The following is a 17,126-nucleotide window of genomic DNA, read 5'->3' on the forward strand; positions in this document are numbered from 1 at the left end:
ACCGGCTAGGTCGGTCGCCGACGCAACGGCTCCCGCCCGGGCGGCTGCGCAGGAGTCGGCAGCAGCGGCCGGCAGTGGTTGACCGGAACGGTCGTGGGTTGCCGTGATTCCAGCTGCAGGTCCTCGCCGGCGTGGCGGATCAACAGCTCGCCCTGCGGGCCGTCGCGCAGCGTATAGGTGACCTCGTCGTGATCGGCATCGACTGTGAGACGAAAGTTCCTCCATCGCAACCGGAATCGGAGTCGAGAGATCCCGTCGGGAAGCCGCGGGTTGAGTTCGAGCACCCCTTCGTCGTCACGTAGCCCGCCAAATCCCGCCACCATCGCCGCCCACGCGCCGCCGAGCGATGCCATGTGCAGGCCGTCGCGGGTGTTGTGGTGGAGATCGCGCAGGTCGATCATCGCCGCCTCGTAGGCGTAGTCGTGGGCGAGCTCGAGATGACCGACGTCTGCGCACATCACCGCCTGCGTACACGCCGACAGCGACGAATCCCGAGTGGTGCGCCGTTCGTAGTAGTCGACGTTGTGGGCCTTTTGTTCTGCGGTGAACGCATGGCCCTGCCAATGCATCGCCAATACCAGGTCCGCCTGTTTGATCACCTGGGCCGGGTAGAGCCGGACGTAGGGTTCGTGCATCAGCAGGGGGTAGACCGTGTTGGCGGTGAAGTCCCACTCGCGCAGCGTCGTGAAACCCTCGCACTGCGGATGCACGCCCAGTTCTTCGTCGAACGGGATGTGGACAGCGTCGGCGGCGTGGCGCCAGGCAGCCATCTCTTCGGTGGTGACGCCGGCCGCCTGGGCGGCGTCGACGTTGCGCGCACACGCGTCGGCAGCTGCCCGAAGATTGGCTGCCGCCATCAGGTTGGTGAATACGTTGTCGCGCACGATGGCCGTGTACTCGTCCGGGCCCGTCACCCCGTCGACGTGCCACACCCCATGACGATCGTGATGACCGAGCGACGCCCACAGCCGCGCGGTCTCGATGAGGACCTTGAGCCCGCACTCGACTTCCAGCGAATGGTCGCCTGTGACAATGCGGTAGCGCTCGAACGCCATGGCGATGGCGGCGTTGACGTGAAAGGCCGCGGTCCCTGCCGGCCAGTAGGCCGAGCACTCCTCGCCGCGGATGGTGCGCCACGGGTATGCGGCGCCGCCGAGGTCCAGCAGCGTCGCTCGCTCCTTGGCCAGCGGAAGAATCGAGGCGCGCCAGCGCAACGCGTCGGCCGCCGCCGAGGGATGGGTGTAGGTCAGGACCGGCAGGACGAAACCCTCGGTGTCCCAAAACGCGTGGCCGTCATAGCCCGTCCCGGTCAGACCCTTACCGGGAATCGCCCGGCGCTCGGCGCGCGCGCTGGCCTGCAGGATGTGGAAGAGGGCGAACCGCACCGCCTGCTGACAGTCGGGGTCGCCCTCCACCTCGACGTCCGCACCGTCCCAGAAATCGTCGAGGTAGGCCCGCTGGGCATCCAGCAACCCCTGCCAGCCGGTGTAGCGCGCGCTGCTGAGCGCGGCCGCCGCCTGGTCGCGCAGTGCCGGTCGCGACCGCAGGCTGGACCATCCGTAGGCGAGGTACTTGACGATGCGGAGCCGCTGTCCGGGGCGAAGACCGCAGATGACCGTCGTGTTGGCCCAGTCGTGCCCCGCGCCGGTGTCCACCTCGACACGACCGGGAACCTCGATGTCGTGGTCCATCGCCGCCGCCATCATCAGGTTGCTCCCACGGGTGCGGTGCAACAGGATCGCGCCATGTTCGCTGTGCTCGTGCTGCACCGGCTCCAACGGCCTTTCCAGGACGGCCGATACCCGCGGGTCATTCGTCGACGGCGGCAACTCCTCGTTGGCCACCAGTTCCGATTGCACCGTGACACGGGCGAATTCGTCATGCGCCTCGACGATGTACTCGATGGCCGCGACACTGCGCTGCGTAAGCGAAACGATTCGCGTGGAAGCGACTTTGATCTTCTTGCCCGCCGGAGAACGCCAGCACGCGGTTCGTGTGAGCGTGCCGGCCCGAAAATCCAGAATGCGTTCGTGGTCGAGCAGCTCCCCGTAACGCACGTCGAACGGTTCGTCGTCGACCAGCAGGCGCATCAACTTGCCGTTGGTGACGTTGACGATTGTCTGCCCGTCCTCGGGCCAGCCGTATCCCGCCTCGGCGTACGGAAGGGGGCGACATTCGTAAAACGAATTGAGGTAAGTGCCGGGCAAGGCGTGCGGTTCGCCTTCGTCGAGATTCCCACGCAAGCCGATGTGGCCGTTCGACAGCGCGAACAACGACTCCGATTGTGCGAGCACGTCGAGATCGAGGGATCGCTCCCGCACCTGCCACGGTTCCACGGGGTAGATGTCGTCGTGCAGGCTCATGTGAGCATTTCCGCAAGGTCGGTGACCACGATGTCAGCCCCGTTGTGCCGCAACGCGTCTGCGTGGCCTACCCGGTCGACGCCGACCACCAGGCCGAATCCTCCGGCCCGTCCTGCCGCCACCCCGGAGAGTGCGTCTTCGTACACGGCGCCCTCTTCGGGCTTCACGCCGAGGAGCTGCGCCGCGCGCAGAAACGAATCGGGTGCGGGTTTTCCCGCGATGTTCTCCTCACGCAGCACGACACCGTCCACCCGGTGCTGGACGAAACGCGCAAGCCCAGTCATTTCGAGCACCTCGCGGGTGTTGGCGCTGGACGACACCACCGCGATGCCCAGGCCCGCTGCCGAGGCCGCCTCCAGATAGCGGCGTGAGCCCTCGAACACCTCGACGCCGTCGGTGCGCAGGATCTGTTGGAACAAGTCGTTCTTCGCGTTACCCAGCCCGTGAACCGTCGCTTGCGGTGGCCGATCGTCGGGATCGCCTTCGGGCAACTCGATGCCCCGGCTGGACAGAAACGACCGCACCCCGTCTTCGCGCTTCTTCCCGTCCACGTAGGTCAGATAGTCGGCCTCGATGTCGAACGGGGTGAACGGCTCGCCGGTCCGCTCGGCGCGGTCCCGCAGAAAGTCGTCGAACATCGCCTTCCACGCCTTCTTGTGCACGCTGGCGGTGTCGGTCAACACGCCGTCGAGATCGAACAGTGCGGCGCGAATCCCAGGAGGTAGACCCAGTCTTTCGGTTTCAGGCACAAAGACACCCATTCCCGTTATTGCGCGCAGACATACCTGCGCACCGATGAACCTACTGCAGCGATTTGAAATCGACGCACTCAGCAAACAATTGCCTTATATTGAGCGAGCTTGTCGGTTCGACAGGGTGCTACTCGAGAAAAGGGACCCCATGACCTATCCGCCTCAGCCTCCGCCACCACCGCCGCAGGGTTATGGTCCACCGCCCGGTGGCTACCCGGCACAGCAGCCCGACAGCAACCTCGTGTGGGGCATCCTCGTTACGGTGTTGTGCTGCTTACCGTTTGGCATCGTGTCGATCATCAACGCCGCCAAGGTGAACGGGTTGTGGGCGCAGGGCCAGTACGCCCAGGCGCAGAAGGCGTCCGATGATGCCAAGAAGTGGGCGATCTGGGGCGCGATCGCCGGCGCGATCGTCATCGTCATCTATCTCATCATCGGGGTGGCGGGCGGCGGACTGGCCTACATGTGATGCACGTGCGCTCGCTCGCCGCGCCGTTGGCGGTCGCCACCGCCGCGGTGGGCGGGTGCGCGGCGATCTGGTTGGCGGATCCGACCGTTCCCGGCGGGATACTCCCGGTTTGCCCGACCAAGGCGCTGCTCGGCATCGACTGCCCCGGGTGCGGGAGCCTGCGGATGATCTACTCGCTGCTGCATCTCGACGTCGCCGCGGCGGTCCGGTTCAACGCGCTCGGCGCGCTCGGGTTGGCCTTCTTGCTGTGGGCGTACGGGAGCTGGCTCTACGGGTCCTTGGCAGGCAGACCGGTGCGCAGTTGGCAGCACCTTCGGTGGTCGGCGCCGGTGGCGTTGGTGCTGACAATGGCGTGGTTCGTTGTGCGCAACTTGCCGTTTGAGCCGTTCACCGCGCTGCACGTGTGACGTCGTCGCCGCCAACTAGACTGACCGAGTGACATCAGGATCTCCCCGGCCCGTACTGGTTGTCGACTTCGGAGCGCAGTATGCGCAGCTGATCGCCCGACGGGTCCGCGAGGCGCGGGTGTATTCGGAGGTGATTCCGCACACCGCCAGTGTCGAGGAGATCAAGGCGCGCGACCCGCAGGCCATCGTGCTCTCCGGAGGGCCGGCCAGTGTCTATGAGGACGGCGCCCCGCAACTGAACCCGGAACTGTTCGATCTCGACGTACCGGTGTTCGGAATCTGCTACGGCTTTCAGGCGATGGCGCAGGTGCTCGGCGGCACCGTCGCGCGGACCGGAACCCGCGAGTACGGTCGCACAGAGCTGAAAGTCACTGGCGGAGAGCTTCATTCGGATCTGCCGTCCACCCAGCCGGTGTGGATGAGTCACGGCGACGCGGTGACCGAGGCGCCCGACGGCTTCGAGGTGGTGGCCGCCAGCAGCGGTGCCCCGGTCGCGGCGTTCGAGCATCGCGGCCGTCGGTTGGCAGGCGTGCAGTACCACCCCGAGGTGATGCACACCCCGCACGGCCAGCAGGTGCTGAGCCGTTTCCTGCACGAGTTCGCGGGGATCGACTCGACCTGGACGCCGGCCAACATCGCCGACGCGCTCGTCGAACAGGTCCGCGAGCAGATCGGTGAGGGGCGGGCCATCTGCGGACTGTCGGGCGGCGTGGACTCCGCGGTCGCCGCGGCACTGGTGCAGCGGGCCATCGGCGACCGGTTGACGTGCGTGTTCGTCGACCACGGCCTGCTGCGGGCTGGGGAGCGGGCCCAGGTGCAGCGCGACTTCGTCGCCGCCACGCACGCCAACCTGGTCACCGTCGACGTCGCCGACCGGTTCCTCGAGGCGTTGACCGGGGTGACCAACCCCGAGGGCAAGCGCAAGATCATCGGACGGGAGTTCATCCGGGCGTTCGAAGGGGCGGTGCGGGGCCTTGTCGAGGGGGGTGGGCCTGACGTCGAATTCCTGGTGCAGGGCACGCTGTATCCCGACGTCGTGGAGTCTGGCGGAGGGTCGGGCACCGCGAACATCAAGAGCCACCACAACGTCGGGGGCCTGCCAGACGACCTGAAGTTCACACTGGTCGAGCCGCTGAGGCTGTTGTTCAAGGACGAGGTCCGTGCGGTGGGTCGCGAGCTCGGTCTTCCCGAGGAAATCGTTGCGCGCCAACCGTTTCCGGGTCCGGGGCTGGGCATTCGGATCGTCGGCGAGGTCACTGCCGCGCGGCTGGAGACGCTGCGTCGCGCCGATGCGATCGCTCGTGAGGAGCTGACCTCCGCCGGGCTCGACAACCAGATCTGGCAGTGTCCCGTCGTCCTGCTCGCCGACATCCGTTCGGTGGGGGTGCAGGGTGATGGCCGAACCTATGGACATCCGATCGTGCTGCGCCCGGTTTCCAGTGAGGACGCGATGACCGCCGACTGGACCCGCGTGCCGTACGAAGTCCTCGAACGCATCTCGACCCGCATCACCAACGAGGTGGCCGAGGTCAACCGGGTGGTGCTGGACGTGACGAGCAAACCGCCCGGCACCATCGAGTGGGAGTAGTTCTCCCTCTGCTTTCCATCCTGTGACCGACTGAACCCGCTTGACGCTGTCGGTGGGTGGGTGTTTACTCGGAGTATCGAACAAGCGTTCGAAAAACTGATGTGACAGACGATGCCGGAGGTGCTGTTGTGACAGCTGCCGTGAACCTGGATCAGCGTCAGCTTACCCGCGCTGAGCAGGTAGAACACCTGCGTCGCAAGATTGCGGCGGTATCCAGCAAGGTGGGCGGCAGCCGTCGTGGAACGTTGCCGACGAGCGAGGCGCTTCCGGCCTCGGAAACTTTGCTGCCGATGCCCGAATCGCTGGATGGGCTGCTTCCGGCGCCGTTGCCGCGCGGGACGGTGGCGGTGGTCTCGGGTGCCCGGTCGCTGCCACTGAGCATGGTCGCGGCGGTGACGGCGGAGGGCGGGCACGCCGCGATCGTGGGCCAACCCGACGTCGGCCTGCTGGCGGCCGTGGAGATGGGCGCCGACCTGAGCCGGATCGCGGTCATCCCCGAACCGGGCGCCGATCCGGTCGAGGTCGCCGCCGTGCTGATGGACGGTATGGATCTGGTGGTGCTCGGCCTGGGCGGCCGGTCGGTGCCGGCCACCCGCGCGCGGGCGGTGGTGGCCCGGGCCCGCCAGAAGGGCTGCACGCTGCTGGTCGCCGGTGGCGACTGGCAGGGTGCGTCGGCCCGGTTGGAGGCCGCGGTGCGCGGCTATGAGATCACCGGGCGGGGCCGTCCGGGGTTCGGCCGGATCAGCCGGGTACGGCTGGCCACCCGGGCCTGGGGGCGGTCGTTCGGTTCCGTCCGCGCGGTAGGCGGATGAGTGTCGCGCGTTTTGGCCATCTGGTGCATGGACTGGCCGGCCGTCGCAGCGGCGGCCGCGGCCGACCTGCCGCCGACCGCCCCGGTCGCGGTCACGCTGGCCAATCGGGTCATCGCCTGCTCGGCCTCGGCCCGATCGGCGGGAGTGCGACGCGGGTTACGTCGCCGGGAAGCCCAAGCGCGGTGCCCGGAACTGCATGTGGCCACCGCCGATCCGGCGCGCGATGCCCGCCACTTCGAAAACGTCACGATCGCGGTGGACGACTTGGTGCCGCGTGCCGAGGTGTTGCGGCCGGGCCTGCTGGTGCTGCCGGTCCGGGGCGCGGCCCGCTACTTCGGATCCGAACAAACCGCCGCTGAGCGGTTGGTCGACGCGGTGGCCGCCGCCGGAGCCGAATGTCAGGTGGGGGTCGCCGACCAGTTGCCGACTGCGGTCTTCGCCGCGCGGGCGGGGCGGATCGTAGAGCCCGGACAAGATGCGCTGTTCCTGTCGGCGCTGTCGATCCGCCAGTTGGCCACCGAGCCCAGCCTGGCCGCCCCGGGTCGGGAAGACCTGGTGGATCTGCTGTGGCGCATGGGAATTCGTAATATCGGGCAGTTCGCCGTGCTGTCCCGCAGCGACGTGGCCTCGCGGTTCGGGGTCGACGCGGTGGCCGCACACCAATTCGCCCGCGGCGAGCCCACCCGCGGTCCGTCCGGCCGGGCCCCCGATCCCGAACTCGACGCCGTCATGGACTGTGATCCGCCGATCGACCGGGTGGACGCCGCCGCTTTCGCCGGCCGGTCGCTGGCCGCCGACCTGCACCGCACCCTGGCCGCGTCCGGTGTAGGGTGCACCCGGCTGGCCATCCGCGCCTGCACCGCCAATGGTGAAGAGCTGGAACGCGTTTGGCGTTGCGCCGAACCGCTGACCGAGGACGCCACCGCCGACCGGGTGCGTTGGCAGCTCGACGGCTGGCTGAACAGGCGCAACCCCAACGACCGGCCCACCGCACCCATCACGGTGATCCGGTTGCGCCCGGTGGAGGTGGTCTCGGCCGAGGCGCTGCAGCTGCCGCTGTGGGGCGAGGTCGGTGAGGAGGATCGCCTGCGCGCCCGCCGCGCGCTGGTGCGCGTGCAGGGTCTGCTCGGACCGGAGGCGGTGCAGGTTCCGGTGCTCAGCGGTGGTCGGGGCCCGGCCGAGCGCATCACGTTCACACCGCTGGGGGATGAGCAGGTGCCGCGGGCCGATCCGCATCAGCCGTGGCCCGGCCAGCTACCCGAACCGTCGCCGACCGTGCTGCTCGACGATCCGGTCGAGTTGTTCGACGCCGACGGCCGTCCGGTGCGGGTGACCGCCCGGGGCCTGTTCTCCACCGACCCGGCGCGGTTGGACGCGCCGGGCAAGGCCGTCAAGGCGGGCAGATTGGCTTGGTGGGCGGGGCCGTGGCCGGTCGACGAACGGTGGTGGGATCCGGAAGGCCGCAAAGCCGGCCGCACCGCCCGCGCACAGGTGTTGCTCGACGACGGGTCCTCGCGCGATGCCCGGCCGGGGCAGGCCTTGCTGCTGTGTTACCGGCAGCGGCGGTGGTACGTCGAAGGGATTTATGAATGACGACCGCGTGAGGGGGTACCCGTATCGTCGATGACCGCCATACCGCCCGATCCAGAACCGTCCAATACGCCGGACCTCGAACCCGGTGGTGGAGTGCCGCCGGGGTCAACGCCGCCCGACTCCGACCAGATCTCCGGTGTGGGCGCCGTCGAGTCGCGGCCGCGGCACCGGTGGACACCGACAGCCGTCGTCAGCGTCATCGCGATCGCGATTTTCCTGCTGTTGTTCCTGGCCGTCGTGATCGGGGTGTTCGTCAGCTGAGCTTTGCGGCCAATGCACCGACGCGCGCAATGAACCGGTCGAAAAATGCTCCCGGGTCGACGTCAACACCGATGAGCGCGTTGGGTTCCCGGCCCCACCGGTTGCTCCAATCGGCGATGGTCATGCCGCGGGTCAACGTGCCCGTCAACTCGACGTCGACGGTGGTGGGCCGGTAGGTGACGAGGTCGGGGTCCAGCGCCACGGCAGCGGCCAGCGGATCGTGCAGATGGGCCAGATAGCCCTCGCCCTGGTCGAAATGGAACTCGAAGTAGAACCGCATCGCGTCCTGAAGCACCGCGATCAGCGGATTGCCTGACGTCGATCGGGTACCGCGGTCGTCGGACACGCTCATCGCCACCGATCCCGTGCCGGCCTCCTCCGCGAGCCGGTTCAACAGGGCCGGCGTCATCGCGATGTGTTCGGTCAGGTTCAGGCCCAACACAATTGGCAGGTGGATGGGCTTCTTGGCTCCCCACGCCGCCGTCCATCCGGTGAACACCTCGGCGGCGGCTTCCGGATCCACGCTGATGTTCCATTCGGCGACCGGGGTCGTGTTGCCGCGGTAGTCGAACGCGCCGCCCATGATGACCAGCCGGCGTAGCAGCGTGGGAAGGGTGGGCTCGGCGCGAAGTGCCAGCGCTAGGTTGGTCAGCGGGCCGACGGCGATCGCGACCAGTTCACCGGGATGTTCGTGGGCGGCGCGCACCCACGCCTCGGCGGCGTCGTACTCGGTGAGCTCCCGCTCGGAGGCGGGCAACTGTGCATACCCCATCCCCTCGGGCCCGTGGGTGTCCTCTGCGGTGCGCAACGGAGAGCTGACGGGCTGCTCGGATCCTTTGGACACGGGAATGTCGGGCATTCGGCACAGGTCCAACAGGCCGAGGTTGTTGCAGCAAACCTGTTGTACCGGAACGTTTCCTGCCGTTGATGCGATGCCGACCACCTCGGCATCGTCGCTGGCGAAAAGGTAGGCCAGGGCCATCGCATCGTCGACGCCGGTGTCCACGTCGACGAAGACAGGCTGGGTCACCTTGCCAACGATAGCTACCAGTGCACACCCGGGACGAGGCGCGCCGCGGACTTCACCGGCCGCGGGACGCGCAGAGGCCGCGTGGGCTTCTTCGGGCGACGCGGTGTCCGCGCGGTCGACGCGGGACTCGGCATGCCGCGGGCCGCAGCAGAATCGGGATATCCGAGGTAAAGCTGGTGAAGCACCCGCCGGGAGAGCTTCGGCGTGAGGTAGTTGCCGAAGTCGGCGAGCGTGCCCAGCGGTGTGTCGATACGCGCCGGCTTCTCGATCAGCCCGCGCACCACCATGGCCGCGGCGTGTTCGGCGCTGATCGGGGGCACGGGGTTGAGCCGGCGCGACGGCACGATCATCGGCGTGCGTACCAACGGCATGTGGATCGTGGTGAACGTGATGTGGTCGGACAGCGTCTCGGTCGCGACCACATCGGCGAACGCGTCGAGCGCAGCCTTCGTCGGGAGGTATGAGCTGTACTTCGGATTGCGCGCCTGCACACCGGCGCTCGACACGTTGACCACGTGGCCAAACCGCCGTTCGCGCCAATGCGGCAGCAGCGCAAGGACCATCCGCACCGCGCCGAAGTAGTTGACCGCCATCACGCGCTCGTAGTCGTGTAGCCGGTCGGTCGAGGCGATCACCGAGCGACGGATCGAGCGGCCGGCGTTGTTCACCAGATAGTCGACGTGGTCGAACCGGCCGAGGATGTCCTTGACGGTGCTCTCGACCGATGTGGAGTCGGTGACGTCGCAGGTGAACGCGTGGGCTTGTCCGCCGCTGGCCCGGATCTCGGCGACCAGGTCGTCGAGCGCATCGGCGTTGCGCGCCAACGCGAATACGGTCGCGCCGCGTTCGGCGATCGTGATGGCCGAAGCCCGGCCGATCCCGCTCGATGCGCCGGTGACGATCACGTGCTTGCCAACGAGCGGACCGGCCGGGTCGTCGCGCCGTGCCCGGTCGGGGTCGAGATGGTCGGCCCAATAGCGCCACAGCGCCGGGGCGTACTCGGCAAACTCAGGGACCGCGATCCCCGTGCCCCGCAAGGCTTCTGAGGTCCGTTCGGCGGTGAACGTCGGCATCAGGCCGACCACGTCGAGGATCTCGGCGGGCAGTCCGAGTTGGGCGGCAACCACGTTGCGCACCACCTTGGCACGGCCGGTGGCCTTCAGCAGGGGCGTGGCGGTGGAACGGGGCAAGGAGGCGCGCAGCGGTGGAAGCCCGGCGGGCTTGGTCACGGCGCGGTAGATGCCGCGCAGCCCAATCGTTCTCGGTGCCGTGAGGTGGAAGGTTTGGCCGTCACGGTCGGGCAGGTGCATCAGTGCGACGGACGCGTCAGCCACATAGTCGACTGGAACGAGGTTGGTTTGGCCGGTGTCAGGAAGGGCGATCGGCGTGATCGATGGCAGCTTGGCAAGCTTCGCGAGCATCGGGAAGAAGTAGTACGGGCCGTCGATCTTGTCCATCTCGCCGGTGCGCGAATCGCCGACGACGACGGCGGGGCGGTAGACCCGGTACCGCAACTCAGGGGTGCTCCGGACAATCTCCTCGGCCTCGAACTTGGTGCGGTGATACGGGGTGGGCAGGTCCTGGCCGACGTCGAAGTCGTCCTCGGTGAACTCACCGCGGAAAGTGCCTGCGACCGCGATCGACGACACATGGTGCAGCGTCGCGTCGAGCCGCAACGTCAGGTCGACCACCGCGCGGGTCCCGTCGACGTTGGCTGCGCGCTGGTCGGCGTCGGAGGCGGTGATGTTGTAGACCGCGCCGCAATGCACGACATGGTCGACGGCGCCGATGTCGGTGAGGTCGTCAGGCGTGAGTCCGAGGTCCGGTTCGCCGAGGTCGCCGACCAGGGGTTTCGCCCGGTCACCCCAGGTCGTGGCCAATTGCTCGAACCGCGACAGCGAGGCGCGCCTGACGAGCACCAGCACCTCGGCGTCGCTGCTGCGGGCCAACAAACGCGTCACGACCCGTCGGCCGATGAACCCGGTACCGCCGGTAACGACATAGCGCATGCGAGCCATCGTGGACCGCCGCGGCCGAGACGTCAATGCAGATATCGTGCGGGGTATGCCTCTCGACCCCAACGCCATCGGCGCCAAGACCGACCCACAACTGTTCGAATGGACCGACCGCGACACGCTGCTGTACGCACTGGGCGTCGGCGCGGGCACCGCTGATCTGGCGTTCACCACCGAAAACAGTCACGGCATCGAGCAGCAGGTGCTACCCACCTACGCGGTGATCGCCTGCCTGCCGTTCGCGGCGGCGGGCCTGATCGGCTCATTCAATTTCGCGATGCTGCTGCACGGGTCACAGGGGATCCGGCTGTATGAGCCGCTGAAGCCGGCGGGCAAGCTCAGCGTCGTGGCCGAGGTCGCCGACATCCAGGACAAGGGTGAGGGCAAGAACGCGATCGTCATGCTCAAGGCGACGGGCACCGACCCCGACACATCGAAGGTCGTCGCCGAGACCTTCACCACCGCGGTCATCCGCGGTGAGGGCGGATTCGGCGGGCAACCGGGGCAGCGCCCTGCCGCTCCGGAGATACCCGACCGCGAGCCCGACGCGCGAATTGCCTTGTCCACGCGTGAAGATCAAGCGTTGATCTACCGGCTGTCGGGTGATCGGAACCCGCTGCACAGCGATCCATGGTTCGCGCGGGAGTTGGCCGGCTTCCCGAAGCCGATTCTGCACGGTCTGTGCAGCTACGGCGTGGCGGGTCGCGCGCTGGTCGCCGAACTCGGTGGCGGTGACGCGACGAAGGTCAGCGCCATCGACGCCAGGTTCACCTCGCCGGTGTTCCCGGGGGAGACACTGAGCACCTCGATCTGGCGGACCGAGGCGGGTCGCGCGGTGTTCCGTACGGAAGCGGCCGAACCCGACGGGTCGAACTCACGGCTCGTCCTCGAGGACGGTGCCGCCGAGTATCGCGACTGACGCGCATTTGGTCGATCCACGGGCGTGCGTCACTTCAGGTTGGAAGGATGATCGACCATGAGGCTTGTCGTTGGATATCTGGCCACTCCCGGCGGTGCAGATGCGCTGGCGCTCGGTGTGCGGCTTGCGCGCACGCTGGGTGCCGAACTCGACCTGTGCATGGTGCTGCCGCCGGACCGGGTGGTGCCGTCCATCAAGCCGGTCGGGGATTTCGAGAAGCATCTCGTCGCGCAGGCCGAGCAGTGGTTGGAGGAGGCCCGCGCGTCGGTGCCGGCCGAGATCGTGGCGCGCAACCACGTCCGCGTCGATGACTCGGCGGCCGAGGGGCTGATCCAGGAAGCCGCGCGGGTCGAGGCAGACATGATCATCGTCGGCGGCTCGGGCGGCCTGGCGGGCAGCTTTTCGCTGGGGTCGGTGGTCAACGGGCTGTTGCACTCGGCGCCGTTGCCGGTAGCTGTAGCGCCTCGGGGTACCAGGAATTCACCCGTCGACCGTGTGCGGGAGACGACGTGTGCGATCGGTGAGCGTGAAGGCGCAGATGCGTTGTTAGACATAGCTGTTCGCTTCAGCCAGGCAGCAGGATCACCGCTACGGTTGGTGTCGCTGGTGGCACTGGATCCGACCTTCGGAGTGCTCCGCGGCGACGGCGATGCGGTGCGGGAGCATGCCCTCGCCCACGCCCATCACGTTCTTGAGTTGGCGAAATCAGAGCTGCCGGAGGGCTTTCCGGTGACGTCGACGATTGTGGAGGGTGCGACGATCGAGGAGGCGGTGGGCAAGCTGGAGTGGCGCGACGGAGACTTGATCATGGTCGGGTCGAGTCGGCTCGGCGCGCCGCGGCGACTGTTCCTCGGCTCGAAGGCGGCCAAGATGCTGCGGGTGCTCGACGTGCCGATGGTGGTGGTACCGCGCGAGCAATTCGGACCCGAAGACCTTCCCTGAACCTCCGGGCAATGTTCTCGGAGACGCGTTATGCAATGAACGGTGGCCTGCGGGTCGCCTATCGCGCGTCGCCCCCCGGCGCTCGCGACATAGTGCTTGTCCCCGCTTGGTTCAGTAACTGTGAGGAGGTCTCCGAACAACCAGTCCTTCAAGGATGGCTCCAAGCAATCACGTCGCTCGGTCGCCTGATCATCTTCGACCAACCCGGCACCGGAGCGTCCGATCCCATCAACGGCGGCGCGCTGCCCACCATGGAGCTATGGGCCGACAGCATCACGGCAGTCCTCGATGCTCTGGGGAGTCGCGAAGCGGTCCTGCTCGCACAGGTCGGCGCGGTCGCGACGGGTGCGCTGTATGCGGCGACACATCCGTCGCGAACCACTGCTCTCGTTGTGCTAGAGGGCTACGCGAATCCGATGACTGAGCGCACCGACGGGCCGACACCCGAGCAGATCACATCCGCCATGGTCGCCATCTGGGGAACCGGCGAGCATCTGCATCTGATGAACCCGGATATGCCGTGGAATGAGGAGATCCGGGCGGCGACGGCACGCTGGGAACGTGGCGCAGCCAGTCCAGGGACCGTCGCACTCATGATGCCTTTGGTGGCCGAAATGGACGTGCGGGCGTTGCTTCCGACGGTCCGCGTGCCGACACTCGTCCTCCATCACGCCGACGATCCGATCATTCTGCCCGAGTGGGGTAAAGAGATCGCCGATCGCATACCGGGCGCGAAATACTCTGAGCTTCAGGGACGTAACGTCACACACTTCTATGAACCGGATTGGCGTGAGTCCTTTCGGGCGCTCGCAGAGTTTTTGACCGGCGACCAAGTTGAAGTGACCGATGATCGCGTGCTGGCGACGGTGCTGTTCACCGACATCGTGGACTCGACGCGCCGCGCGGCGGAGATGGGTGACCGCGAGTGGCGCGCTTTGCTGGATGCTCATGACGCTGTGGTCCGCGCGCAGTTGGCCCGTTTTCGTGGCCGCGAGGTAACCACCACGGGGGACGGCTTCGTGGCGATATTCGACGGTCCGCAGCGGGCGATCCGCTGCGCCATGGCGATTCGCGATGCGGTGCAGGCGCTCGGCGTGGAAGTGCGCGCCGGTCTGCATACCGGCGAGTGCGAGATCCGTGGCGATGACATCGGTGGTATCGCCGTGCACATCGGTGCGCGCGTGAGCGCTTTGGCTGTGGCTAACGAGGTTCTGGTGTCCAGCACACTGCGCGACCTCGTGATCGGGTCAGGGCTCGATTTCGAGGATCGCGGTACGCATCAACTCAAAGGTGTTCCCGGCGAATGGCACCTGCTTGCCGCAAGGGCGTAAACGCCTGCCGCTCAATCCATCCTGCTCATTTCCGGTGCGCGCCGCGGGGCGAGGCGAGCCATCCGGGAAACGGCAGCTTGCTGCCCGGTTGGGTGGTGTAGATCCGACGCTCGGGCGGCTAGACTGCAGCTCAGCGGAGGTGACGCAGCCCTTCGGTCACCTGGTCACCCCACGCAATGGAATCCTTCCTCCGTGCGAGGCGGGCTGCTAGTTCTGGCGCCACGCCACCGAACCTCGCCATGATGCGAATCGGCAATTCGGCGGCGTTTACTTCGCCCAGGTTCTTCTCGATGGCGGCGATGACGCGCCGGGCGACGAAGTCGCACGAAGTGCCTTTTGTGCCGGGCGTGGATGGAAGGCCCGCATCGGCCAGGAGGCCAGCGTCCGTCATCGTTCCCGGGAACACGACCGATGCGCCTACTCCAGATCCGTGGAGATCCTGGCGGAGAGACCCGCAAAACCCGCGCAGCCCAGCCTTTGTGGCTGAGTAGATGGGTACGCGGGCGCTCGGCAGCTTACCGGCGATCGATGAGATGTATACGAAATGCCCACGCCCGTGTTGCAGCATCCCGGGCAGCAGCTGCTTTGTCATCAGCATAGGCACTCGCAGGTTTACGTCGACTGCGCGGTTCAGTTGTTCTGGCGTGAAGTCCTCAAGCTTCCCCGTGGCGGGTAACGCGGCGTTTGCGACCACGATGTCGGTGCTGGTCAAGCGAGCGGCCAGGTCCGCAACCTGACCGCTGTCGGCCAGATCGCAAACGAAGGCCTCGGCACCGTTCAACTGCGACGCCAGAGACTCGAGGTCTTCTTTTCGCCTGTCGGTAAGGAATAGACGAGCGCCACGGGCGTGCAGGGCGCGGGCGATCGCAGCACCGAGGCCGCCGGCAGCTCCTGTCACCACCGCTTCCGAACCCTTGATCTCCATACCCGCCTCCTCGTCCTTCGAAGAAGGACGGTAGACCTTGGTCGATCGGCGAGGGCTCTTTCTGAAGAACCTGCCGCAGGTGGTGACACCAAATAGTCACGGGCCGTCGCCATCTAGAACGGCGGTGGCTTATTGCGCTCGTCGGCGTAGGGCTGGTTGCGCTGACGCTCCGCTTCGATGGCCGCCGCGCGGTTCTGTTCGCGGGTTCGCTTGCGCCGCGGCATCTTCAAGCAACGAACCGCGTCATCGAGGAGGTCGACGTCGGTGTCGATGACCGCGGGCGCAGTCGGTCGGCACAGCGACGGGAACAGCAGCTTGCTACCGGATGGGTCGTGTACTTCTGCCCAGCCGGTGAGAGCCACTCCACGGTGCCGTCGGGATGTTGTCGATCACGCCAGCCCAGAAACGTCTTGTAGAGATGGTGGGTTCGGCACAGGCACTTGAGGTTTGATGCCTGCGTGGCGCCTCGTGGGTAGGGGACCGTGTGGTCGAGGTCGCACTGAGTGGCCGGCTTGTCGCAATTCGGGAAGCGGCACGACAGATCGCGGCAGCGAATGAACCACGCCAGCGCCGCCGAGGGAACCCGACTCTTCTCCGGCGGCGCATCCCCGGGATGCTTGACGGGTCGACGCTTGGCGACCGCCAGCTTGGCGGCCACGATCGGTGCCGGCACCACTCCGCGACCGATCACATAGCCCGGCCCCGCCGCGGCCGGCCCACCCAGCGTGGGATCGTCGGCCTCGATCGGCTCGACGGGCTTGTCGCCGTCCAATTCGGCCGAGGTCGCATCATTCAGCGAGTCTTCGCCGGCCACGACGTGCACCATCACATCGCCCACGGTGACACCCGCGGACGGGCATTCGCCAGACCCGCATTCGCACGTAAGTGATTGGGCCCCGCTCATGGCCGCAGCGACGGCGTCGGCCCGGCGCTGCTCCTGGGTTCGGGGGTCGTTTTCGCACACCGTGGCGGCCAACGCGTCAAGTCTTTGGTCGATGAACTCGCCGTGGTGGGCGAACACCGTAGCTTCGACATGGGCGACACCGGAGCCGTCTCCGCTGTCCTTGACCTCGATATAGCGGCTGCGTGAACTGTTCTCGGCGCGGCGCACAGCAGCGGGATCGAAGCGGTCGACCCAGTAGTCGATCGCGCTGTGCAACTTGTTCAATGACAGCGCGGTCCATCCCTGGACATGCGCGGCGATAGCGGAATCGACGCCGGCCAGCGCGTCGCCATCCTGAATCAGGTAGGCGCGGAACACGATGGCAGCGACAACGCGGTAGGTGATGGCGCCGGTCAGGAATACCGCGTTCGTTCTAGGTAACCGGTCGCGCAGGGCGATCGCGATCTCCAACTGGGACGCCGCGATTCCCAGCGACACCTGCTGGGCGGGGGCGATCTCGGCGGCGACCGCGGCGTAGTTGTCGAGGATCCATTGGTCGCGCTCGGCCGAACCGTCGGTGGCGTACATCCGATCCAAGACATCGGCCGCCGCCGAGAGCCGTCGCGCGCAGGCGGCGTTCTCGATGCGCGCCCACGCGCCGGCCGCCCCAGCGCCGCGCGCCCCGTCGGCCGCCTGTACCAACTGATCGAACATACAAGCGAATTTAGTGTCGCGGACAGACGCGGATCGGCCGCTGGCGCACTCCGTCGCACCGGCTGTGGATGAACCTCGCCTTGGGGATAACCAGGACTTCTGTGGCAAAGCGGTGTCAATCC

General features: G+C 67.2%; 15 protein-coding genes. 9 read left to right on the top strand and 6 right to left on the bottom strand.

Annotation, left to right across the window (positions count from 1 at the left end; all coding sequences use genetic code 11):
* Window positions 1-5: 5 nt before the first annotated feature.
* Window positions 6-2,363 (bottom strand): glycoside hydrolase family 65 protein, encoded by a 2,358-nt coding sequence (locus tag AU198_RS01515; RefSeq protein WP_064345687.1) that lies wholly within the window; start codon window positions 2,361-2,363, stop codon window positions 6-8.
* Window positions 2,360-3,112: a beta-phosphoglucomutase family hydrolase gene (locus AU198_RS01520; protein ID WP_231744535.1), complete on the bottom strand. Its 753-nt coding sequence runs from the start codon at window positions 3,110-3,112 to the stop codon at window positions 2,360-2,362. The genes AU198_RS01515 and AU198_RS01520 overlap by 4 nt, the downstream gene beginning before the upstream one ends.
* A gap of 151 nt (window positions 3,113-3,263) precedes the next feature.
* Between AU198_RS01520 and AU198_RS01525 the strand changes: the two genes are divergently transcribed.
* The 6 genes from AU198_RS01525 to AU198_RS01550 all read left to right on the top strand — a co-directional run bounded on the left by AU198_RS01525 (window position 3,264) and on the right by AU198_RS01550 (window position 8,245).
* Window positions 3,264-3,584 carry a CD225/dispanin family protein gene (locus tag AU198_RS01525; RefSeq protein WP_064345689.1) on the top strand — a complete coding sequence of 107 codons (321 nt, stop codon included), beginning with the start codon at window positions 3,264-3,266 and terminating at the stop codon, window positions 3,582-3,584.
* Window positions 3,584-3,991, top strand: a complete 408-nt coding sequence (locus AU198_RS01530) for a DUF2752 domain-containing protein (protein ID WP_064345690.1) — start codon at window positions 3,584-3,586, stop codon at window positions 3,989-3,991. The genes AU198_RS01525 and AU198_RS01530 overlap by 1 nt, the downstream gene beginning before the upstream one ends.
* Window positions 3,992-4,019: 28 nt before the next feature.
* Window positions 4,020-5,579: a glutamine-hydrolyzing GMP synthase gene (gene guaA, locus AU198_RS01535; protein WP_064345691.1), complete on the top strand. Its 1,560-nt coding sequence runs from the start codon at window positions 4,020-4,022 to the stop codon at window positions 5,577-5,579.
* Window positions 5,580-5,707: 128 nt separating this feature from the next.
* A complete protein-coding gene (gene imuA', locus AU198_RS01540; protein WP_064346001.1) occupies window positions 5,708-6,391 on the top strand; it encodes a DnaE2-dependent mutagenesis accessory factor ImuA' in 684 nt (227 codons plus the stop codon).
* A 27-nt stretch (window positions 6,392-6,418) separates the two neighbouring features.
* Entirely contained in the window at window positions 6,419-7,984 is a 1,566-nt protein-coding gene (locus AU198_RS01545) for a DNA polymerase Y family protein (RefSeq protein WP_064346002.1), read from the top strand.
* 30 nt (window positions 7,985-8,014) lie between these two features.
* Complete coding sequence (locus AU198_RS01550; RefSeq protein WP_064345692.1) at window positions 8,015-8,245, top strand: DUF6480 family protein; 231 nt, start codon at window positions 8,015-8,017, stop codon at window positions 8,243-8,245.
* On the opposite strand, the gene AU198_RS01555 is transcribed toward AU198_RS01550, so the two are convergent.
* Window positions 8,238-9,275 carry a nucleoside hydrolase gene (locus AU198_RS01555; RefSeq protein ID WP_064345693.1) on the bottom strand — a complete coding sequence of 346 codons (1,038 nt, stop codon included), beginning with the start codon at window positions 9,273-9,275 and terminating at the stop codon, window positions 8,238-8,240. The genes AU198_RS01550 and AU198_RS01555 overlap by 8 nt on opposite strands.
* 14 nt (window positions 9,276-9,289) lie before the next feature.
* Window positions 9,290-11,284: an SDR family oxidoreductase gene (locus AU198_RS01560; RefSeq protein ID WP_064345694.1), complete on the bottom strand. Its 1,995-nt coding sequence runs from the start codon at window positions 11,282-11,284 to the stop codon at window positions 9,290-9,292.
* Window positions 11,285-11,339: 55 nt separating this feature from the next.
* On the opposite strand from AU198_RS01560, the gene AU198_RS01565 reads away from it, so the two are divergent.
* From AU198_RS01565 to AU198_RS01575, 3 genes are read left to right on the top strand one after another with little or no spacing between them, the layout of a single operon-like run.
* A complete protein-coding gene (locus AU198_RS01565) occupies window positions 11,340-12,209 on the top strand; it encodes a MaoC family dehydratase (protein ID WP_064346003.1) in 870 nt (289 codons plus the stop codon).
* A 57-nt stretch (window positions 12,210-12,266) separates the two neighbouring features.
* A complete protein-coding gene (locus tag AU198_RS01570) occupies window positions 12,267-13,151 on the top strand; it encodes a universal stress protein (protein WP_064345695.1) in 885 nt (294 codons plus the stop codon).
* A gap of 11 nt (window positions 13,152-13,162) precedes the next feature.
* Window positions 13,163-14,482, top strand: coding sequence for an adenylate/guanylate cyclase domain-containing protein (locus tag AU198_RS01575; protein WP_064345696.1), 1,320 nt, complete (start codon window positions 13,163-13,165; stop codon window positions 14,480-14,482).
* Window positions 14,483-14,612: 130 nt separating this feature from the next.
* Here the strand turns inward: AU198_RS01575 and AU198_RS01580 are convergent, their stop codons facing one another.
* The gene (locus AU198_RS01580; protein WP_082690811.1) at window positions 14,613-15,407 is read right to left on the bottom strand and encodes an SDR family NAD(P)-dependent oxidoreductase; all 795 of its coding nucleotides are present in this window, start codon (window positions 15,405-15,407) and stop codon (window positions 14,613-14,615) included.
* A 226-nt stretch (window positions 15,408-15,633) separates the two neighbouring features.
* On the bottom strand, window positions 15,634-17,004 hold the full coding sequence (locus AU198_RS01585) for an HNH endonuclease signature motif containing protein (RefSeq protein WP_231744536.1): 1,371 nt from the start codon (window positions 17,002-17,004) through the stop codon (window positions 15,634-15,636).
* Window positions 17,005-17,126 lie beyond the last annotated feature (122 nt).

The sequence above is a fragment of the Mycobacterium sp. GA-1199 genome (assembly GCF_001500045.1).
Classification (GTDB): domain Bacteria; phylum Actinomycetota; class Actinomycetes; order Mycobacteriales; family Mycobacteriaceae; genus Mycobacterium.